This is a genomic window from Amycolatopsis sp. NPDC114505 (assembly GCF_055633615.1).
The window spans coordinates 1054448-1075076 of the sequence record NZ_JBVKDV010000004.1 but is presented as its reverse complement, the minus strand read 5'-3'; the positions used below and the strand labels follow the sequence as shown (position 1 = coordinate 1075076).

The 20629-nt window shown below is 73.0% G+C and carries 19 protein-coding genes; 17 read left to right on the top strand and 2 right to left on the bottom strand.

From position 1 onward, the window contains the following. The first annotated feature begins 82 nt into the window (after positions 1-82). The 11 genes from ACZ7OU_RS42745 (at position 83) to ACZ7OU_RS42695 (ending at position 14704) form a co-directional block, all read left to right on the top strand. Positions 83-613, top strand: coding sequence for a DUF5987 family protein (locus ACZ7OU_RS42745; protein ID WP_470245739.1), 531 nt, complete (start codon positions 83-85; stop codon positions 611-613). Next, positions 610-2262: a GMC family oxidoreductase N-terminal domain-containing protein gene (locus ACZ7OU_RS42740; RefSeq protein ID WP_470245740.1), complete on the top strand. Its 1653-nt coding sequence runs from the start codon at positions 610-612 to the stop codon at positions 2260-2262. The genes ACZ7OU_RS42745 and ACZ7OU_RS42740 overlap by 4 nt, the downstream gene beginning before the upstream one ends. 71 nt (positions 2263-2333) lie before the next feature. After that, a complete protein-coding gene (locus ACZ7OU_RS42735; RefSeq protein ID WP_470259657.1) occupies positions 2334-3365 on the top strand; it encodes a carboxymuconolactone decarboxylase family protein in 1032 nt (343 codons plus the stop codon). Between the two features lie 225 nt (positions 3366-3590). Further along, the gene (locus ACZ7OU_RS42730; protein ID WP_470245742.1) at positions 3591-4388 is read left to right on the top strand and encodes a TIGR03084 family metal-binding protein; all 798 of its coding nucleotides are present in this window, start codon (positions 3591-3593) and stop codon (positions 4386-4388) included. 250 nt (positions 4389-4638) lie between these two features. Then, positions 4639-10467: a type I polyketide synthase gene (locus tag ACZ7OU_RS42725; protein ID WP_470259656.1), complete on the top strand. Its 5829-nt coding sequence runs from the start codon at positions 4639-4641 to the stop codon at positions 10465-10467. A 2-nt stretch (positions 10468-10469) separates the two neighbouring features. Further along, entirely contained in the window at positions 10470-10922 is a 453-nt protein-coding gene (locus tag ACZ7OU_RS42720; RefSeq protein WP_470245744.1) for an acyl-CoA thioesterase, read from the top strand. Between the two features lie 3 nt (positions 10923-10925). Continuing rightward, entirely contained in the window at positions 10926-11489 is a 564-nt protein-coding gene (locus tag ACZ7OU_RS42715; RefSeq protein WP_470245745.1) for a flavin reductase family protein, read from the top strand. An 11-nt stretch (positions 11490-11500) separates the two neighbouring features. Beyond that, positions 11501-12601, top strand: a complete 1101-nt coding sequence (locus tag ACZ7OU_RS42710; RefSeq protein ID WP_470259655.1) for an SDR family NAD(P)-dependent oxidoreductase — start codon at positions 11501-11503, stop codon at positions 12599-12601. Beyond that, entirely contained in the window at positions 12598-12783 is a 186-nt protein-coding gene (locus ACZ7OU_RS42705) for a DUF6222 family protein (RefSeq protein ID WP_470245747.1), read from the top strand. Before ACZ7OU_RS42710 ends, ACZ7OU_RS42705 begins: the two co-directional genes overlap by 4 nt. After that, positions 12780-14489 (top strand): acyl-CoA carboxylase subunit beta, encoded by a 1710-nt coding sequence (locus ACZ7OU_RS42700; protein WP_470259654.1) that lies wholly within the window; start codon positions 12780-12782, stop codon positions 14487-14489. The genes ACZ7OU_RS42705 and ACZ7OU_RS42700 overlap by 4 nt, the downstream gene beginning before the upstream one ends. 23 nt (positions 14490-14512) lie before the next feature. Further along, positions 14513-14704: an acyl-CoA carboxylase subunit epsilon gene (locus tag ACZ7OU_RS42695; RefSeq protein ID WP_470259653.1), complete on the top strand. Its 192-nt coding sequence runs from the start codon at positions 14513-14515 to the stop codon at positions 14702-14704. Between the two features lie 1177 nt (positions 14705-15881). On the opposite strand, the gene ACZ7OU_RS42690 is transcribed toward ACZ7OU_RS42695, so the two are convergent. Continuing rightward, entirely contained in the window at positions 15882-16103 is a 222-nt protein-coding gene (locus ACZ7OU_RS42690; protein ID WP_470259652.1) for a hypothetical protein, read from the bottom strand. Between the two features lie 153 nt (positions 16104-16256). On the opposite strand from ACZ7OU_RS42690, the gene ACZ7OU_RS42685 reads away from it, so the two are divergent. From ACZ7OU_RS42685 to ACZ7OU_RS42660, 6 genes are all read left to right on the top strand, one after another. Then, complete coding sequence (locus ACZ7OU_RS42685; protein WP_470245751.1) at positions 16257-16400, top strand: hypothetical protein; 144 nt, start codon at positions 16257-16259, stop codon at positions 16398-16400. Positions 16401-16567: 167 nt separating this feature from the next. Then, positions 16568-16879 carry a DUF6235 family protein gene (locus ACZ7OU_RS42680; RefSeq protein ID WP_470245752.1) on the top strand — a complete coding sequence of 104 codons (312 nt, stop codon included), beginning with the start codon at positions 16568-16570 and terminating at the stop codon, positions 16877-16879. Between the two features lie 266 nt (positions 16880-17145). Further along, entirely contained in the window at positions 17146-17622 is a 477-nt protein-coding gene (locus tag ACZ7OU_RS42675) for a DUF6423 family protein (RefSeq protein ID WP_470245753.1), read from the top strand. A 19-nt stretch (positions 17623-17641) separates the two neighbouring features. Further along, a complete protein-coding gene (locus ACZ7OU_RS42670) occupies positions 17642-18970 on the top strand; it encodes an FAD-dependent oxidoreductase (protein ID WP_470259651.1) in 1329 nt (442 codons plus the stop codon). Further along, positions 18963-19430: a DUF6187 family protein gene (locus ACZ7OU_RS42665; RefSeq protein ID WP_470259650.1), complete on the top strand. Its 468-nt coding sequence runs from the start codon at positions 18963-18965 to the stop codon at positions 19428-19430. The genes ACZ7OU_RS42670 and ACZ7OU_RS42665 overlap by 8 nt, the downstream gene beginning before the upstream one ends. After that, positions 19402-19944 carry a carboxymuconolactone decarboxylase family protein gene (locus ACZ7OU_RS42660; RefSeq protein WP_470259649.1) on the top strand — a complete coding sequence of 181 codons (543 nt, stop codon included), beginning with the start codon at positions 19402-19404 and terminating at the stop codon, positions 19942-19944. Before ACZ7OU_RS42665 ends, ACZ7OU_RS42660 begins: the two co-directional genes overlap by 29 nt. Before the next feature lie 6 nt (positions 19945-19950). Here the strand turns inward: ACZ7OU_RS42660 and ACZ7OU_RS42655 are convergent, their stop codons facing one another. Then, positions 19951-20556 carry a response regulator transcription factor gene (locus ACZ7OU_RS42655; RefSeq protein WP_470259648.1) on the bottom strand — a complete coding sequence of 202 codons (606 nt, stop codon included), beginning with the start codon at positions 20554-20556 and terminating at the stop codon, positions 19951-19953. Positions 20557-20629: the final 73 nt, after the last annotated feature.

Sequence of the window (20629 nt, the reverse complement as noted above, 5' to 3'; positions counted from 1 at the left end):
TACTGTGGACATTCGATGAGGAGGTAGGCCGGTGCAACCCGAGGCCCGACCAGAAAGCACCGAAGAAGAACGTGTCGAGACCATGACCCTCGAGGCTTATGCGGACACGATCGTGCCGGGGGAGAAGCGGTTCCCGGAGGACCGGGCGATCGCCGGGGCCGCGCCCGGTCCGGGATCGGTGGTGGCGGGTGCGCTCGAGCTGCTGCACTTCGACGCGACCGGCGTCACGGCCGGCCTGCCCTACCTCGCGCAGTCGCTCAACGACCACGCGAAGGTCTACGCGGGGGAGGTGGCGCTGGAGCTCGACCACGACGTCCCGCCGTTCGTCGCGCTGCCCTACGAGCACCGCCGCGAGCTGGTGAACCGGCTGACCACGCCCGGGCACCCGGAGAAGGACGGCTGGGTCAGCCTCGCGCTGTTCTGCAACATGGCCTACGACAGCGCCCCGCACCTGCACACCGCCGACGCCATCCGCGACGGGCACCCCGGTCTGCTGGCGCTGGGGTACAAGGCCCCGGACGCCGACGGGTTCTGGCGGTTCCCGAAGTACGGCTACGGCCGCAAGCTGGCCGAGCTCCACCCCGACACGACGCCTTCCGGGAGCCCAGCATGAGCGCGATCGACCAGACCGACGTCGTCATCGTCGGCAGCGGGTTCGGCGGGTCCATCCCGGCCTACCACCTCGCCGCCGGCGGAGCCAAGGTGACGGTGCTGGAGCGCGGGCCGTGGCTGGCCGCGGCCGACTTCGAGCACGACTACCTGCTCGGCTCGTCCTACACGCGGGCGTTCGACTTCGTCGTCGGCGACGGGATGAGCGTGCTGGGCGGCAACTGCGTCGGCGGCGGCAGCGTGGTGTACTTCGCCGCGATGCCGCGCGCGCCGCGCTTCGTGTTCGACCGCCACGGCAGCATCGGGCGCCGGATGTGGCCGTCGGTCATCTCCCGCGACAGCCTGGAACCGTGGTACGACCGCGTCGACGAGTCGATCCCGGTGTCCAAACAGGACTGGAGCGACGTCTCCTACGCCGGTGGCCTGTGGGCCGCGGCCTGCAACCACTCGGGGCGCACCGCGAACCCGGCGCCGGTCGCGGTCGACAACGACACCTGCGTCAACTGCAACTTCATGATGGCGGGCTGCAAGTTCGACGCCAAGCGGTCGATGCTGACCAACTACCTGCCCGCCGCGCTGGCGCACGGTGCCGAGATCCGGCCGCTGCACGAGGTCCAGCGCCTCGAGCGGACCGAGGACGGCGGCTACCGGGTCCACTTCGACCTCATCGACGAAGAGGACTACCGGATCCACACCGGGACCGGCGTGATCGAGGCGAAGGTCGTCATCATCGCCGCGGGCGCCGGCGCGACGCCGGTGATCCTGCAGCGCTCGGAGGCGACGCTCGGCACGATGCCGCACGGCGTCGGCCGGTACTTCTCCGGCAACGGCGAGCGGCTCAACACCGCGATCATCGACGAGGACCGCGTCCGCGAGGTGCTCGGACTGTCCCGTGAGGACGGTCCGGTGTACTCGGCCAACCACATCGGCAAGGGCCCGACCGTCGCGAACTGGGACAAGCTCGACGGCTCGCTGCCGGAGTACGAGCGGTACTCGCTGGAGCAGCTGTACTTCCCGCCGGGGCTGGGCACGATCCTCGCCCAGGTGCCGGGCGGCGACGAGCCGCGCTGGTACGGCGCGCAGAAGAAGGAGATCCTCAACCAGTGGGCCAACTGGCTCACGATCTTCCTGATGACCGAGGACGACAACGAAGGCGTCTTCGGCACCCCGCCGCCCACCGGGAACGCCTACCGGATCTCGCAGCAGATGCTGGGCCGCGGCCCGCTGCGCTACGACCCCACCACGAACACCCGGCGCGGCTGGGCGCTCGCGGACGCCGACTGCAAGGCGATCATCGAGAAGGACGGCCTGGCGAAGGTCTCGCCGTGGACCAACGACGTCGTCGGCGCGTACACCGTGCACCCGCTGGCGTCGTGCCGGATCGGGGACGACGCGGCGACCTCGGCGCTGTACCCGAACCACGAGCTGCGCAACCACCCGGGCATCTTCGTCACCGACAGCGCGTCGGTGCCGGGTGCGCTGACGGTGAACCCGGCGATGACCATCGCCGCGCTCGCCGAACGGTCGATCCCGGGCATCGTCCGGGCGCTGCAGGCCCGCGACGTCGACGTCAAGTACGGCGCCCCGGCGCCGGACGGGTCGATCACCGGCCGCCGGGCGGTGTCCAAACTGGACCTGGTCGCCGGCAACTGATGCACGGGTACCTCGAACTCGCGCTCCTGGGCTCCTGGGAGCGCGAGTCCGCCGTTTCACGAGGAGGCACGATGGCGCCCGGACTGGTGCGGTTCGCCCTGCGGCGGACGCTGCGGGACGTGAAGTACGTCGAGGCCGTGCGGCCGCGGCGGGCGCGGGGGCTGGTGGCGGACGTCTACCGGCAGGTGGAGCGGGACTTCGGGATGCTCGCCCCGCCCGTCGCGCTGCACTCGCCCGCGCCGGAGGTGCTCGCCGCGGTGTGGCTGGTGCTGCGGGAGTCGCTGGTCGCGGGCGGGACGGTGAGCCGGGCCGACAAGGAGGTCGTCGCGGCCGCGGTGTCGGCCGCGAACGCGTGCCCGTACTGCGTCGAGGTGCACGGCATGGCCCTCGCCTCGCTGGGGGAGCCTGCCGCCGCCGCGGCCATCGAGGCGGGCGACGCCGGGGCCATCCCGGACGCGGACACGCGGGCACTGGTCGCGTGGGCGCGGGGCGAGGGCAGGCTGCCCGCGGACGTCCCGGCCGCCGCCGTCGCCGAGTTCACCGCCGTGGCGGTCGCGTTCCACTACCTCAACCGGGTGGTGAGTGTGTTCCTCGGCCCGTCGCCGCTGCCGGCGGCGGTGCCGGCGTCGGCGCGCGAGAAAGCCAAGGCGGTACTGGGACTCCTGCTGAAACCGGGGGCCGCGCCGCCGGCCGGGGAAGCGCTGGGCCTGCTGCCGGAGACCGTCGTGGACGGCCCGGGCTGGCTACCCCGGGGCAGCACCCTGGCCGACGCCTTCGCGCGCGCCACGGCGGCGGTGGAAGTAGCCGGGGAACGCTCGGTGCCCCTTCGCGTGCGGGACCTCGTCCAGCGCGAAGTCAAGGCCTGGGACGGGAAACCGCCCGGGCTGAGCCGCGCCTGGGTCGAGCCCGTGCTGGCCGAGCTGCCCGAGGACGAACGCGCGGCGGGCCGGCTCGCCCTGTTGACGGCCAAGGCGGCGTACCAGGTCGGCCCCGCCGACGTCCGCCTGGACGGGACGGACGATCGGGGCCTGGTGGAGCTGGTGTCGTGGGCGGCTCTCACCGCGGCCGTGGCGGCCGGTGACCGGCTGCCGCACCGCCCGTGAAGAGAAGACTCGCAGGTCGGCGCGGGTGATGATCGAAAGGTCAGATCGCCCGCCGGGGCGCGCAGCACCGGGACACACCGAAATCTGGCCCGGTTCGCGACGCCGCCCCGAGGGATCCCGATCTGCTCGGCCCGCGGTCGCCGCGAGGAGTGGCTCCCCTTACCCCGCCCCTCGCGGCGGCCGCCGGCTCACGAGAAGACGTCGTAGCCGTGAGAGGACAGACAGGTGACTGACACCACGGGCGTGATCGCACACTTGACCGCCGAGGCCGCCGAAGTGGACGCGCTCGTCGCCGGCCTCGCCGAAGCCGGGTGGGACACCCCCACCCCGGCGCCGGGGTGGGCGGTCCGGCACCAGATCGCGCACCTCGCGTTCATCTTCCGGATCGCCGGCCTCGCGGCCGCGCAGCCGCAGGCGTTCATCGAGATGACCAAGGCCGTCGAGTCCGTCGGGTTCGACAACGCGGTCGAAGGCGCGCTGCAGGAGTTCATCCACGACCCGGCCGAAGTGCTGCTGTCCCGCTGGCGCGCCGAGCGCGACACGGGCATCAAGGCACTGGCCGCCGTTCCCGGCGACCAGCTGGTGCCGTGGCTGGTGAACCCGCTGCCGCCGTACGTGCTGGCCTGCGCCGGGATGATGGAGCTGTTCGGTCACGGCCAGGACGTCGCCGACGCGCTCGGCGTGCGCCCGGTGCGCACCGACCGGATCAAGCACCTGGTCGGCTTCGCCGTGCGCGTGCGGGACTTCGGTTACGAGGCGCGGAACCTGACGCCGCCGGCGGAGGAGTTCCGCTACGAGCTCACCGCGCCTTCGGGCGAGCTCTGGACGTTCGGACCCGCGGACGCGGCCAACCGGGTGAGCGGCAGCGCGGAGGACTTCTGCCTGCTCGTCACCCGCCGGCGGCACCGCTACGACCTCGACATCCGGGCGAAGGGCACGCTGGCCGACCAGTGGCTCGACATCGCCCAGGCCTACCGCGGACCGGCGGGCCAGGGACGCAGGCCCGGCCAGTTCGACGCCTGATCAAATCCACAGTAGACAGTCTGCGGCGTTGTCCCAGCGTGCTGACGTAGCGGCCCGGGGCAGGCAGAAAGAAGACGGTCCGCGTCGCCCGGGAGATGCTGGACCAGGCGGCCCGGCGGACCGGGCGAACCGGGCAGCGGCACCGCCGCGGCCCGCGGATGACAGACCGGCGGCGGGATCGCGCCGGTGGCAGCGGGGACCTGACGGTTCCGGTGATACGGGGCTCGAGAGCCAGTGGGAGTGCGGTGGCATGAGCGTTGAGCGCATTTCGATCGTCGGTATCGGTCTCCGATACCCCGACGCGAGTTCTCCGGAGGAGCTCTGGGAAAACGTGCTGGCCGGTCGCCGGGCGTTCCGCAGGCTCCCCGACGAACGGATGAACCGGGCGGACTACTACTCGTCCGATCCGAAGGCACCGGACCGCTTCTACGCGCAGAAGGCGGCGGTGCTGCGGGACTACGAGTTCGACCGGGTGGCGCACAAGGTCGCCGGCAGCACGTTCCGCGCGACGGACACGACGCACTGGCTGGCGCTCGACGTCGCCGCCGAAGCCCTCGCGGACGCGGGGTTCGGCGAAGGTGACGGGGCGCCGCGGCAGAACACCGGCGTCGTCATCGGCAACAGCCTCACCGGGGAGTTCTCCCGCGCCAACATCATGCGGCTGCGCTGGCCGTACGTCCGCCGCACGGTCGCGGCGGCGCTGAGCTCCCGCGGCTGGGAGGACGAGGACACCGCGAGCTTCCTGCGGGAGCTGGAGGTCCAGTACAAGGAGCCGTTCCCCGAGATCAACGAGGACTCCCTCGCCGGCGGCCTGGCGAACACCATCGCCGGCCGTGTCTGCAACCACTTCGACTTCGCCGGCGGCGGCTACACCGTGGACGGCGCCTGCTCGTCCTCGCTGCTGTCCGTGGTGACCGCGGCCAACGCGCTCGCCCAGGGCGACCTCGACCTCGCCATCGCCGGCGGTGTCGACCTGTCGATCGACCCGTTCGAGGTGATCGGGTTCGCGAAGACCGGCGCGCTGGCCAAGCGCGAGATGAAGGTCTACGACGCCGACTCCAACGGCTTCTGGCCGGGTGAGGGCTCGGGCATGCTCGTCCTGATGCGCGAGAGTGACGCGCTGGAGCAGGGCAAGCGGATCTACGCGTCGATCGGCGGCTGGGGCGTCTCCTCCGACGGCAAGGGCGGCATCACCCGGCCCGAGGCCGCCGGGCACCGGCTCGCCCTCAAGCGCGCCTACGACCGCGCCGGCTACGGCGTCGAGACCGTTTCCTACTTCGAGGGCCACGGCACCGGCACCGCGCTCGGCGACGCCACCGAGATCGAGGCGCTGTCCACCGCCCGCCGTGACGCCGACCCGCTGGCCAAGCCGGCCGCGCTGTCGACCATCAAGGGCAACATCGGGCACACGAAGGCCGCGGCGGGCGTCGCCGGCCTGATCAAGGCGACGCTGGCGGTCTACCACCAGGTCATCCCGCCGGCCACCGGCCACTACGAGCCGCACGAGTCGCTGACCGGGACGTCCGCGCGGATGTACGTCCCGCGCGACGCGTCGCTGTGGCCCGAGGACCAGCCGGTCCGCGCCGGGGTCTCCGCGATGGGCTTCGGCGGCATCAACTCCCACGTCACGGTCACCGAGTCGCCCACCGCGGCCCGGCGCCGCGAGCTCGACGAGCGGGCCCGCACCCTGGTCGCCGGCCGGCAGGACGCCGAGCTGCTGCTGTTCGACGCCGACGACGTCGCGACCCTGCGCGGCGACATCGCCGCGACCCTGGAGGCCGTGCCGAAGCTGTCGTTCGCGGAGCTGGGCGACCTCGCCGCGAAGCTGGCGAAGGACCTGTCGGGCAAGCCGGTGCGCGCCGCGGTCGTCGCGGCCAACCCGGAGCACGCCGAGCGGAAGCTGACCAAGCTGCTGGAGCAGCTCGAGTCCGGGAGCGCGGTCTTCGACTCCGCCGACGGCATCTTCGCGAGCAGCCGCGGCGCCGCCCCGAAGATCGGCTACCTGTTCCCCGGCCAGGGATCCGGGCGCGGCGGCGAGAGCGCCCTGCGCCGCCGGTTCACCGTGGCCGAGGAGATCTTCCGCGCCGCGGCCCTGCCGGTCGCCGGCGACCAGGTCGCCACCGAGGTGGCCCAGCCGCGGATCGTCACCGGTTCGCTGGCCGCGCTGCGGGTGCTGCGATCCTTCGGCATCGAGGCCTCGACCGTCACCGGCCACAGCCTCGGCGAGCTGACCGCCCTGCACTGGGGCGGCGCGCTCGACGAGCGCGGCCTGCTCGAGCTGGCCAAGCTCCGCGGCAAGGTGATGGCCACGACGACCGGCGACGGCACCGGCGCGATGGCCGGGATCGCCGCCTCGCCCGGCCGCGTCGAGGAGCTGGGCCTGGGTGACGACCTGGTCATCGCCGGCTACAACGCGCCGGAGCAGACCGTCATCTCCGGTCCGGCCGAGGCGATCGACCGCATCGTCGCCAGGGCGAAGGCCCAGGGCGTCGGCGCGACCCGCATCAAGGTCTCGCACGCCTTCCACTCGCCCGCGGTCGAACCGGCCGCGCGAGCCATGACCGAACGGCTCGGCGAGTTCAGCTTCGCCCGGCTCGAGCGGCCGGTCGTCTCGACGGTCAGCGGCGACGTGCTGCACGCCGCCGAGAACCTGCCGGAGCTGCTGCACGACCAGATCGTGCTGCCGGTCCGCTTCCGCGAAGCCGCCGCCAAGGTGGCCGAGCGCAGCGACCTGGTGGTCGAGGTCGGCCCCGGCCGGGTGCTGACCGGGCTGTTCGAGGAGATCGCGCCGGACACCCCGGTGCTCGCGATCGACTCGGACAACGCGTCGCTGCAGGCCCTGCTGCGGGTCGTCGGCGCGGCGTTCGCGCTCGGCGCGCCGATCTCGGTGGACGCGCTGTTCGAGGGACGCGTCGTGCGTGCCCTGCCGGCCGACGGTGTCTACAACTTCCTCTCCAGCCCGTGCGAAGCGGCGCCGTCGATCGACAGCGAGCTGGCCACCGAGCTCGCCGCGGAGAAGGCACTGGCCGCCGAGGCCGACGCCGCCACCGGCGAGTCCGACTCGGGGTCGACCCTGGACCTGCTGCGCAAGCTCGCCGCCGAGCGCGTCGAGCTGCCGCTGGAAGCCGTCACCGCCGACACCCACCCGCTCGACGACCTGCACCTGTCGTCGATCACGGTCGGGCAGCTGGTCAACGACGTCACCCGGGCGCTGGGCCGGCCCGCGCTCGAAGGCATGCCGAACTTCGCGACGGTCTGCCTCGGTGAGCTCGCCGAGATGATCGACGAGCTGGCGCAGACGGCGAAGCCGGCCGACCGCAACGTCGGCGAGGCCCCGGGCGTCGGACCGTGGGTCCGGCCGTTCGCGGTCGAGTACGTGCCCGCGCCGCGGCCCAACGCGGACCTCACGCCGGGCACCGGGCGCGCCGAGTGGCAGCTCTTCGCGACGCCGCGGCACCCGCTGGCCGAGCCGCTGAAGGCGGCGCTGGCCGCGTCCGGCGCCGGGGACGGCGTGGTGCTCTGCCTGCCGGCGGACTGCGACTCGAGCCACGTCGGGCTGTTCCTCGACGCCGGCCGCGCCGTCATGGCCGCCCCCAACGGCACGCGCTTCGTGGTCGTGCATCACGGCTACGGCGCGGCCGGCCTCGCCCGCACCCTGCGGCTCGAGGACCCCTCGGCGAAGACGACGATCATCGACTTCGCGGACCCGACACCGTCCGATGTGGACGCGATCGCCGAAGCCGTGCACACCGTGGTGGCCGAGGTCGCCGCGACCACGGACTTCACCGAAGCGCGCTACGGCGCCGACGGCGGGCGCACGGTGCCGCGGCTGTCCGCGCTGCCCGCGCCGAAGCCCGGCCCGATCCGCGACTCGCTGGACTCCTCGGACGTCCTGCTCGTCACCGGTGGCGGCAAGGGCATCACCGCGGAGAGCGCGCTGGCGCTGGCGAAGGACTCCGGGGCGAAGCTGGCCCTGCTCGGGCGCAGCGACCCGGAGACCGACACCGAGCTGGCCGAGAACCTCGACCGCATGGAGGCGGCGGGCATCCGCTACCGCTACGAGCGCGCCGACGTCACCAGCGCCCCGCAGATCGCCGAGGCGGTCGCCCGGGTCCAGGCCGACCTCGGCCCGGTCACCGCGGTCCTGCACGGCGCGGGCCGCAACGAGCCGGCCGCCCTCTTCTCCCTGACCGAGGACAGCTTCCGCAAGACCCTCGCCCCGAAGATCGGCGGGCTCAACGCGGTGCTCGCCGCGGTCGACCAGGACAAGATCAAGCTCCTGGTCACCTTCGGCAGCATCATCGGCCGGGCGGGCCTGCGCGGGGAAGCGCACTACGCCACGGCGAACGACTGGATGACCGAGCTGACCCTGCGCTTCGGCCAGGAACACCCGCAGGCGCGGGCGATCGCGCTGGAGTGGTCGGTCTGGTCGGGCACCGGCATGGGCGAGAAGCTCGGTGTGGTCAGCGCCCTGATGCGCGACGGCATCACGCCGATCCCGACGGAGGAGGGCATCACCATCCTCCGCCAGGTGCTGGCCGACCCGGCCGCGCCGCCGGTGCTGGTGGTGTGCGGCCGTACGTCGGGCCTGGCCACGCTGCCGATCCAGAAGCGGGAGCTGCCGCTGACCCGGTTCGTCGACCGCGCGATCGTGCACTACCCGGGCGTCGAGCTGATCACCGAGGCCGACCTCTCCGACGGGGCCGACCCGTACCTGACCGACCACCTGCTCGACGGGCAGCTGCTGTTCCCGGCGGTGCTCGGCATGGAGGCCATGACGCAGGCCGCGGCGGCGACGCTGGACCGCGTCGGGACCCCGGTGCTGTCCGACGTCGAGTTCCTCCGGCCGATCATCGTCTCGCCGGGCGGGTCGACCACGGTCCGGCTGGCCACGCTGGCCCGCGACGCCGACACCGTCGACGTCGTGATCCGCAGCGACGAGACCGGCTTCAGCGCCGACCACTTCAAGGCGCGGCTGAGCTTCGCCCGGCCGGCCGAGCTCGGTGAGCGCGTCCCCCGCGACGTCGCGCTGCCGCCGGTCCCGGTGGAGCCGATCAGCGAGCTGTACGGCTCGGTGTTGTTCCAGGGCAAGCGGTTCCAGCGGGTCCTCGGCTACCGGCGGGCGAGCGCCCGGCACGCCGTCGCCGAGATCTCGACGAACGCGGACCACTACTGGTTCGCCCCGTTCCTCCCGCAGGAGCGGCTGCTGGCCGACCCCGGCACCCGGGACGCGATGATGCACGCGATCCAGTGCTGCGTCCCCGACGCGACGCTGCTGCCGCAGGGCATCGAGAAGCTGTACCTGGCCGAGCCCGGTGTCCAGCACGCCGAGTACGTCCTGCTGGACGCGAAGGAACGCGTCCAGAACGGCGACAGCTACATCTACGACCTCGACGTGCGCAACCCGGACGGGACGCTGGTCGAGCGCTGGGAAGGCCTGAAGCTGCGCGCGGTCCGCAAGCGCGACGGCGCCGGGCCGTGGGTCCCGTCGATGCTCGGGTCCTATGTGGAGCGTGCCTGCGAGCGGCTGCTCGGCGGGACGCGGTCGGTGGTGCTGGAGCCGGACCCGGCGGGCCGCCCGGCCGAGGGCATCGCGGAGCGCCGGGCGCAGACCGCGCTCGCCGCGGGCCGCGCGCTCGACCGGCCGGTCGAGGTCCGCTACCGCCCCGACGGCAAGCCCGAGTGCGACGGCGGCGTGCACGTCACCGCGTCGCACACCTCGGAGCTGACTCTCGTGGTCGCCGGCGCCGACCAGGTCGCCTGCGACATCGAGACGGCGATCGAACGCACCGAGGAGGACTGGACCGGGCTGCTGGGCGAAGAGCTCCTCGCGCTCGGCCGGTTGCTGGCGGCGGACACCGGCGAACCGATCAGCGTGGCCAACACGCGGGTCTGGAGCGCGCTGGAGTGCGTCCGCAAGACCGGCTCGATGACCCAGGCGCTGACCGTGCGCCAGGTCGACGCCGACGGGTGGGCGCTGCTCTCCTCCGGTGGTGCCCGGATCGCCACCTGGTCGACCACGGTCAACGACCGGACCGATCCGATCGTCTTCGCGGTGCTCCACGCAGAGGGGAACTGAAGATGTCCGACTACTACGAGATCCGCCACACGGTCGGCTTCGAAGAGACCAACCTGGTGGGCAACGTCTACTACGTGAACTACGTGCGCTGGCAGGGCCGGTGCCGCGAGATGTTCCTCAAGGAGAAGGCGCCGGCGGTGCTCGAAGAGGTCCGCCACGACCTCAAGCTGTTCACCCTCAAGGTGGAGTGCGAGTTCTTCGCCGAGATCACCGCGTTCGACGAGCTGTCCATCCGGTTGCGGCTGGAAGAGCTCACCTCGACGCAGATCCAGTTCGCGTTCGACTACGTCCACCTCACCGAAAGCGGCGAGGAGCGGCTGGTGGCGCGGGGACGGCAGCGGATCGCGTGCATGCGCGGGCCCAACACGGCCACCGTGCCGTCGCGGGTCCCCGAGCAGCTGCGTGAGGCACTGGTGCCTTACTCGACGGCCGCGGTCAACGGCAAGGGAGTCTGACAAGTGGGCTACGAATCGGAGCCTCCCGTGCTGAAGCGGCTGCCGACGTCGGCCGCCCGCCGCGGCCTCTCGGCCCAGCCGGGACTGCGGCAGGTGATGGCGCAGTTCGCCACCGGCGTCACGGTGCTGACGGCCGGCGGCGAGGACGCGCACGGCATGACCGCGAACGCGTTCTCCTCGGTTTCGCTGGAACCGCCGATGGTGCTGTGCTGCGTGTCCAAGGCGGCCCGGATGCACTCCGCGATCGTCACCGCGGGCTCGTTCGGCGTGAACATCCTCGCGGCGGACCAGCAGGACACGTCGAAGTACTTCGCCGACTGGCGGCGTCCCGACGGGATGGCCCAGTTCGAAGCGGTCGGCTACACGCCCGGCGGCAAGACCGGGGCCCCGCTGCTGAACGGGGCGCTGGCCTGGCTGGAGTGCGAGCTCGCCGAGGTGGTCGCGGGTGGTGACCACTCGATCTTCCTGGGCCGGGTGGTCGCGACCAGCCGCGGCACCGGCGAGGAGGCGCTGATCTTCTACGGCGGCAGCTACCACCACGTCGACGGGAAGGCCCGCGCGGCCTGAGAGGGACGGACATGCTGATCGCGGTCACGGGTGGCACCGGCTTCCTCGGTGCGCACACGGTCGAAGCGCTGCTGCGGCGCGGGCACCGGGTCCGGCTGCTCGCCCGTGACCCGGCCACCGTTCCGTCCACAGTGGACGTGGTGGAGGGTGACGTCACGGATCCGGCCGCGGCCCGGCGCCTGGTTTCCGGTGCGGACGCCGTTCTGCACGCGGCCGGCGTGTACACGTTCGACAGCCGGCGCCGCGACGAGCTGTGGCGGGTGAACGTCCGCGGCACCGAGGTGGTGCTCGCCGCGGCGCGCCGGGCGGGCACCGGCCGGATCGTGCACGTGTCGACGGTCGGGGCGCTGTACCCCACGACCGCGCCGTCGATCGGGGCCTCGAGCCCGGTCGGCGGGTCGCGGGAGCCCTACCTCGCGTCGAAGGCGGCGGCCGACCGGATCGCGCGGCAGCACCGGTCGGCGGGCGCACCCGTCGTCGTCACGTACCCGCCGGCGCTGCTCGGCCCGCACGACCCGCGCCTGGGCGACCAGAATGCCCGGCTGCGCGACGTCCTGCGCGGGCTGACGCCGATCTGGCCGGGCCGCGGGCTCCCGGTCGGGGACGTCCGCGACGCGGCGGAACTGCACACCCGGATCCTCGGCGGCGAGGTCTCCGGTGACGCGTTCTTCGCACCGGGGCACTTCCTGACCACCCGGGAGTACCTGGCCACGGTCCGGGCGGTGACCGGGCGCGCGCTGCCGGCGGTGTTCCTGCCGCCGCGGGCGCTGTACCCGGTGGGGCGGTTCGCCGACCGGCTGCAGCGCCTGTGGCCGTGGGCGCTGCCGGTGCAGTACGGCGCGATCCACGTGTGCGCGACGGCGGTGCCGGTCGCCGGGGACGCGCCCACCGGCGGCGTGCCGGCCCGGCCGGCGGCCGAGACCGTGCGCGACGCGGTGGCCTGGTTGCACGCCGCCGGGCGGATCACGGACCGGCAGGCGGGCGCGGCGGTCCCGCGCACGCCGTCGACTCTTCCCGCTCCGTCCCCTCTGTCCACTTCGGACGGAAGTGGGCAGCCGGTTCTCACCGGTCCCGGACCCGGGACCGTTCAGATCGAGGAGGTCCTGCCATGACCACCAGCGACGCCGGGCACGCGGACACCGGTGACCGGCAGCCCGTCGCGGCGGCTCCGATGCCGCCTGCCGTCGACGCGCTCGTCCGCCCGATGCCCCGGCTGGGCCGCGGCATCGTGTGGTCCGCCATCGTCGCCGAGATCGAGCGGGACCACCGGGCCCGGATGAGGGATGCCGCGTGAGCGGAACCCAGGACTCCGGCGCGGCGCGCGCGGACGAAGCGGAGGTGGTGCCGGTCCCCGACGGGGTCCGGCGCCGCCGGCTCGGCCGCCCGGCGCCGTCCGGGGACGCGCAGGTCATCGAGCTGGCCCGCGTCGCCGACCTGTCCCGGCCGGTGCCGCCCGACATGCCGCTGCTGCGCAAGCGCCGCGAAGAGCTGCGCTCGCACATCCACGAGGGCAAGCTCGACGCCGTCCGGCGTCAGCACTCGCTGGGCAAGCTGACCGCCCGCGAGCGGCTCGCCCTGCTGCTCGACGACGACTCCTTCACCGAGATCGAGCCCTACCGGCGGCACCAGGCGACCGGCCCGGGCCTGGCCGGCAACCGCCCGCACACCGACGGCGTGATCGCCGGCTCCGGCACGATCGACGGGCGCCGGGTGTTCGTCTACGCCCAGGACTTCACGCTCTTCGGCGGTTCGCTCGGCGAGGCGCACGCGGCGAAGATCCACAAGGTGCTCGACCTCGCGCTGGCCAACGGCGCCCCGGTGATCGGGCTCAACGACAGCGGCGGCGCCCGGATCCAGGAGGGCGTGCTGGCGCTGAACGGCTACGGCGGCATCTTCCGGCGCCAGGTCGAGGCGTCCGGGGTGATCCCGCAGATCAGCGTGATCCTCGGCCCGTGCGCGGGCGGGGCGGCGTACTCGCCGGCGCTGGCGGACTTCACGTTCATGGTGCGCGACACCGCGCGGATGTACCTGACCGGGCCGGACGTGGTCGAGGCGGTCAGCGGCCGCCGCGTCACGCACGAGGAGCTCGGCGGCGCGGACGTCCACGGCAGCGCGTCGGGCGTCGCGACGGTGGTGCACGACGACGAGGAGAGCTGCCTCGCCGACGTCCGGTACCTGGTGTCGCTGCTGCCGTCGAACTACCTCGACTCGCCGCCGGCGACGGCACCGACGAGCGCGAAGGACGACTATCGGCCCCGGCTGGCGGAAGTGGTGCCGGTCGAGCCGAACCAGCCGTACGACATGCGGGACGTGTTCGCCGAGCTCGCCGACGACGGCGAGTTCTTCGAGCTGCACGAGGGCTGGGCCCGCAACGTCCTGTGCGCGCTGGCGCGGATCGACGGCCGCGTGACCGGCCTGGTCGGCAACCAGCCGATGGTGTTCGCCGGCGTGCTGGACGGACCGGCGTCGCAGAAGGCGGCGCGGTTCGTCCGGTTCTGCGACGCGTTCGGCATCCCGCTGGTGAGCCTGGTCGACGTCCCGGGTTTCCTGCCGGGGGTGGAGCAGGAGCGCGGCGGCATCATCCGCCAGGGGGCGCAGCTGCTGCACGCGTACTGCGAGGCGACGGTCCCGAGGATCCAGGTGATCCTGCGCAAGGCGTACGGAGGCGCGTACATCGTGATGGACTCGCGCTCGATCGGCTGCGACCTGTCGCTGGCGTGGCCGACGAACCAGATCGCGGTGATGGGCGCGGAGGGCGCGGTGAACGTGTTGTACCGCCGCGACCTGGCGGCGTCGGCGGATCCGGTGGCGTTGCGCGCGAAGCTGGTGGCGGAGTACACGGAGGAGTTCCTGAACCCGCACTACGCGGCGGAGCGAGGTCTGGTCGACGACATCATCGACCCGGCCGAGACCCGCGCGGCGGTGGCCCGCGGGTTGGCGATGCTGCGCGACAAGCGCAAGCCGTCCCCGGGCCGCAAGCACGGCAACCTGCCGATCTGAATCGGCTGACGGAGGTGGTCGCGATGTCCGTGATCCGCGTGCTCCACGGCACCCCGGACGACTGCGAGTTGGCAGCGCTGGTGGCGGTGCTGCGGTCGGTTCGCGCCCGGCCGCGGGAGGTGCCGGGGCGTTCGGTTTGGGGGGATCCGGCTTGGCGGTCTCGGGAGGTTCGGGCCGGGGTGGGGGCTTGGCGGATGTCGGGGTTGCCTCGCTGAGGTGGGGGTGTTTTGCGGCTCTCTCTAGAAGTCATTGCTGGGGCTGGGGCTGGGGTTGCGTTGGGCTGCCGCTGGGCCGGGTTGTGCTGGGTGGGTGGCTTGGCTGTCGCTCGGCCGCGTTGCGCTGGGCTGGGTTGCGCTGGGTCGGCTAGGCCGCCGCTCGGCAGGGCCTGCGCCCTGGCGCAGCCGGGCCAGGGCGGCCCGGCCGCGGCGGGCCTCGGGTTGAGCTGGGCTGGCTGGCCTGCGCCGGACTCGCCGGGCCGACTGGGCCTCGCCTCGCCTCGCGTCGCCGGGCTGCGCTGAGCCCGGGCCGACCGGCTCCGGCCGAGCGGCCGGGGCGGAGCTGGGCTGGGCCGGTCGCCCTGCGCCGGGCGGGGGAGGGTCGGCCGCCGCTGGGCCGGGCTGCGCTGGTCCGCGCAGCGTTGGGGCGGGCTGGGCTGCCTTGCGCAAGGCCGGAACTGCGCCGGGACTGGCGGGGCCAGCCCGGGCCCGGCTGCGCGGGGCCTCAGCGGGCCGCGCCGGGCTGGGCGGCGCCGAGCCTCGCTCTGTCCACCTTACCCAGCCCAGCCCAGCCCAGCCCAGCCCAGCCCAGCGCAGCGCTGCGCTGGGCCGGGCAGGCGGCGCGGGGGTTGCGCATGGCTGGGCCACGCCGGGTCGGGCAGCGCTGGGCTACACCCGGGCTGCGCCGGGCTTGCCTCGCTGGGCTGGGCTGGGCGGAGCCCAGCCTCGCTCTTTCCGCGCCGCCGCGGGGGTTGCGCATGGCTGGGCCGCGCCGGGTCGGGCAGCGCTGGGCTGCACCGGGCTGAACTCGGCCAGGCCGGCCCGGCTGCGCCGGGCCTCGGTGGGCTGCGCCGGGCCTTGCCTAACCCGGGCTGCGCTGGGCCCGGCTCTGCCTCGGCCTAACCGGGCCGCTGCGTGGGCGGGGCTACGCCCCGTCCACGCAGCCACTGGGCCACGGTGCGCACGCCGCGCAGGCTGGGATGTGCCGCGCAGGGCGCCGAGCGAGCTGCGCCGGCCGCGCTGGGCCCGCACCCGCCGGTTGAGATGTGCCGGGGCCGCCGGTTCGCGCGGGCCCCCGGCAGGACCGCCCGCCCATCCCCACCACGCCCTCGGCCGCGTGACGGCCCCAGCCAGAGCGGCAGCCACCCGGGCCCAGTACAGCCGCAGGAAGCCACCCTCAAGCGGCGTGCCCCGGCATCTGTCTCAACCTCCGCACCGCCGCCCGCTCTCGGCTCGGTGAGTGCGTCGTGTGCCCCGGATGCACCGCCACATACCGGACCTCCCCATCCGAGAACGCCTCCAGCTGGGTGCGCTCCTCCGGGCTGAACTCCGCTCCGCACACCGCGCACGTGCGCTGGCGGTGGGCCGCGCCGCCCTGGTTCTTGTCTTCGTCCTTCATCGGGGGTACCTCGCCGTCGGGATTCGTCACTCCCAGTGCACCTCTCGCCCGCCCCTCGGGGCCACTCGAAAGCTGCGCACGTCAGCGGTTCCCATCCGATCCTCGACCCCCGTGGCGCATCGTGATTCCACACCGATACAGCGGAGGAACGCCATGACGACAGCAGCGGTCCCGGCCGGCGACTGGACCCCGCCACCCGCCGAGGAGCCCCGGGGGCTCCGGCTCGTCGAGCCGGTCGAACCACCTGAGCCGGCCGATGAGGAGCTCGGCGAGCACATCGTGCTCGGCTACAACTGAAGCGGCGAGGCTCCGGTGCCGGACACGGACGGTGCCGGAGCGCACGCTCGGAGATGAGCACCCGGCCACCCGCCGGGGAGAATTGTGGATGTTCGGGCCGGAGTGTCACCGCCGCACGGTGGCCCATGCGTGACGGCGATCTGCGACGTTGGTGGGGAGGCCGGCGGATGGCAATGCGCCTCCAGCTCACGGCGGGCCTCGAGGTCCTCGAATGCTGGGCCGAGACGGCGTCCCAGGCGGAGCGGAATGTCGTCTACGAGGCCCTGTTCGCGGTCGGCGACGGTTCCGCCTTTCTCGTTTACGACATTTTCGGCGACCCTCGCGATCCCGGCAATTTCCTGGTCATGGTGAAACCGGGACTGGTCATGAAAGTAATGGTGCAGCGCGCCGAATCCGCATTCGAAATCCGCTATGTCGGAGCGGTCGAAGACGGGGTCGATGCCGCGGCCGCGCCTCAGGAGACGTCCAGCCCCGAGTGACTGCACCAGGGGAACTGCTGGGCCGAACGGACCAACTCGCGGTCCGCACCCGGCTGCGGGTGTTTCCCCTGATCGGCCGCCGATTATAGGCCTCCCGTACATGCGTTCCTCATCTTGACAGCGTATCTTGCCGTGTGAAAGCCTTTGTGTGTTCGCTGGTCAAGCCGCTATTTCTGGGGTGGGTAAACGTAGGAGGCTGCACCATGTCTTCACCTGAATTGCCAGGACTCGATGTTTCCAGCCGGGTGCGCGCTCGGGACGTCCAGATGACCGGGACCGCCGACCTCGGCCGCCGGGTGCTCATGATCACCGGTGCCATCGACACCACCGACCACGACGTTTCGGTGAGCGTCAGCCTCCCCGAGCCCGGCCGCTGGCAGGTCATCAAGGCCGAGACCAACCTGACCGACCAGACCTGGGTCGCGATGCAGGCCGTGATGGACGAGGACTCGACGTTCCTCGACGACGAAATGCTGATGTCGCCGCAGTTCTCGAAGAGCTTCATGACGCCGGACCAGCGCCGCCTCACCTTCTACGACGGCGAGGTCCGCCCGGGCGAGACCGTCCTGAAGACGTACTCGATGGAGACCGGCGGCCGCAAGCCGACCTACTTCTACTCGCGCTACAGCCCGATCGCCACCGACAGCGCCGAGCAGTCCCAGCAGACGCTGGACGAGCTCGTGACCAACGGCATGAACCAGCGCCCCGTGGTGGAGCTGATCGTCCCCGTCACGGTGCTCTGAGCCGGCGGCGGGGCGAGCAGTGATCAAGTTCGTACCGGAGCCACACCTGCTCGACTCGCCGCGTGGCCGCGACTGGCCGCGACCGCCCGCGCCGCCGTCCCCGGCGCGGGAGGCGTCGCCGGCGCCCACCGCCGACGTCGTGGTCGTCGGGGCCGGGCCCGCCGGGCTCGCGGTCGCCTCCGCGCTGTGGCACCACGGCGTGCCCGACGTCGTCGTGGTCGACCGCACCGGGCGCCCGTGCGGGCGGTTCTTCGGCCGGATCGACCTGCTGGGCCAGCGCGTGCTGCGCTCGCCGTACGAACACCACCCCGGGGTCGAGGGGTTCCGCGACTGCGAGCTGCTCGACTTCGCGCGGCTGCACTGGGGCCGCCTGACGCCCACCGAGCGCCGCGAGATCCGGATGGCGCAGTCGGGGCACCGGTCGGTCGTCCCGGTCGACGTCTTCGACGCCTACTGCGCGCACCTGGACACCACCCACCACGTCGGCGAGAAGACCTGGCAGGCGAGCGTGCGCGAGGTCGTGCCGGGGCCCGACGCGGTCACCGTGCACACCGACCGCTTCTCCGTCGCCGCCCGCCACGTCGTGCTGTGTCCCGGTGAGGAACGCCGGCCGGCGCCGGAAGCCTGGTGGGGTGGCGGGCATCCGCCGCGCGGAGTGTCCTTTTGGGACGAATCCGTGCCGGCGGGCGTGGGCTGCCAGGTGGTCGTCGGCGCCGGGCTCACCGCGGCCCACCTGATCACCGGCGCGCTCGAGGCCGGGCGCGAGGTGCACTGGGTGGTCCGCGAGACCGGCGAGCGCTACCAGTGCGCGGACGTCAACTCGACCTTCTTCCGGCCCGAGGGCCGCAAGCGCTTCGACGGGGTCGGCTGGACCGAGCGGCTCGAGCTGATGAGCCGGTTCCGGCGCGCGTCGATCATGTTCGAGTTCCGGCCGCGGCTCGAGCGCGCCGAAGCCGACGGACAGCTGGTCGTGCACCGCGACGAAGCCGTCAAGGAGATCGCGCCCGCCGTCGGCGGGAGCGTGGTGCTGCGGCTGGAGAGCGGCCGTCGGGTCGCGGGCGACCACGTCGTGCTGGCGCTGGGCACCACGCCGTCGATCGGCACCGGCCTGCTGCCCGACGAGCTCGTCGACGCCCGCGACGGCTGGCCGTCCCTGGACGAGCGGACGCTGTCCTACCGCCGCGAGCCGCGCGTGTCCGTGGTCGGTGCCGCGGCCGGGATGGTGCTCGGCCCGGCCGCCCGCAACATCGACGGCCACCGCGTCGCCACCACCCGGGTCGCCGCGGCCATCGCGGCCCAGCTGCGCACCGGAGTCGTCGCGCCGGCCGAGGCAGTCGCCGGTGTCTGACAACCACGACTCGCGGTTCGCCCTGCCCGACGTCGACGCCCCGGGCGCGACGGAAGCCGGGATCATCCTGCTGGGCCTGGACGCCGACCGGCTGCTCGCCGGGCTCGCGCTCGCCCGGCTCGCCGACGACCCGGCCCTGGTGACCCAGGTGGTCGACCAGGCCCGGCACGGCTCGGCCGAGTTCGGCCTCGGCGGCCTCCTGGAGTCCGGCCGGCAGCACTGGCTGACCCTGCGCGACCGGGTCGGCGGCCCGCCGTCGACGTCGTCACCGGGTTCGCTGCGCCGCGAGTGGGAGCGCCGCCTGGACTTCGTCGCGGCGGCGGTGCCCGGTGCCGGCGCGGGGACGATCGCCTACCTGACCGCGTGCGCGCTGCGCGGCACCGAGGTCGACCAGCTCGCCTCCGGGCTGGCGGACGGAAAGGAACCCTTCGATGTCGTACCTGAGGTCCCTGCCGGCTGAAACCACGCTGCTGCAGGTGTTCAAGGCGAACCCGGACCCGGCGCGGCACCTGCTGGACCTGCACGAGGTGCTGATGCGCGGCGAGTCGTCGCCCTTCACCCCGGGGGAGCGCGAGCTGATCGCGGCGTACGTGTCCGGGGTCAACAGCTGCGACTACTGCCACGGGATCCACACGATCACCGCGGAGGCGTTCGGCGTCCCGGAGGGGCTCCTGGCGGCCGCGGTCGCCGACCTGGACTCGGCGCCCGTCGACGACAAGCTCAAGCCCGTGCTGGCCTACGTGGGCAAGCTGACCCGCACGCCGTCCCGGATGACCGAAGAGGACGCCGAAGCCGTGTTCGCGGCCGGCTGGGACGAGCACGCGCTGCACGACGCGGTGCTGGTGTGCGCGCTGTTCAACTTCATGAACCGCATGGTGGAGGGCCTGGGGATCCGCGCGGACGAGGCGTACGCGACGACGTCCGGGCTGCGGCTGAAGGAAGGCGGCTACGCGGGCCTGGCCGCGCTGCTCTGAAAGCGTTCAGAGCCAGTCGGAATCGGTGGCGATGCGGATCGCGTCCACCCGGTTGCGCGCGTCGAGCTTGGTGACGACCGCGGCCAGGTAGTTCCGCACCGTGCCCGCGGACAGGTACAGCTCGGCGGCGATGTCGGCGACCGTGCGCCCGTGCGCGGCCAGCCGGAGGATCTCGATCTCGCGCGGGGTCAGCGGGCAGTCCTCGGTCTCCCAGGCCGAAAGCGCGAGCTCGCTGTCGATGACGCGGCGGCCGACGGTGACCGACCGCAGGGCGTTGGCGAGCTTCTCCGAAGGCGCGTCCTTGAGCAGGAAACCGTTGACCTTGGCGTCGAGCGCGCGCCGCACGGTGCCGGGCCGGCCGAGGCTGGTCAGGATCAGCGTCCGGCAGCCGGGCAGGCGCTCGTGCAGCTCGCTCGCCGCGGTCAGGCCGTCCTTCTCCGGCAGATCGATGTCGATCACCGCGACGTCGGGCTTGCACCGGGTGGCGACGGGCAGGATGTCGGCGCCCGAGGAGACCTCCGCGACGACCTCGATGTCGCTTTCGAGGTTCAGCAGGGCCGCGAGCGCGCCACGCACCAGGTGCATGTCCTCGGCCAGCAGGACTCGGATCATCCCGGCCCTCCTTTGTGTTGAGCAACCCCAGTGTAAAGAAAAGAACCCGGGCCGCGAGGGGGCGGCCCGGGTT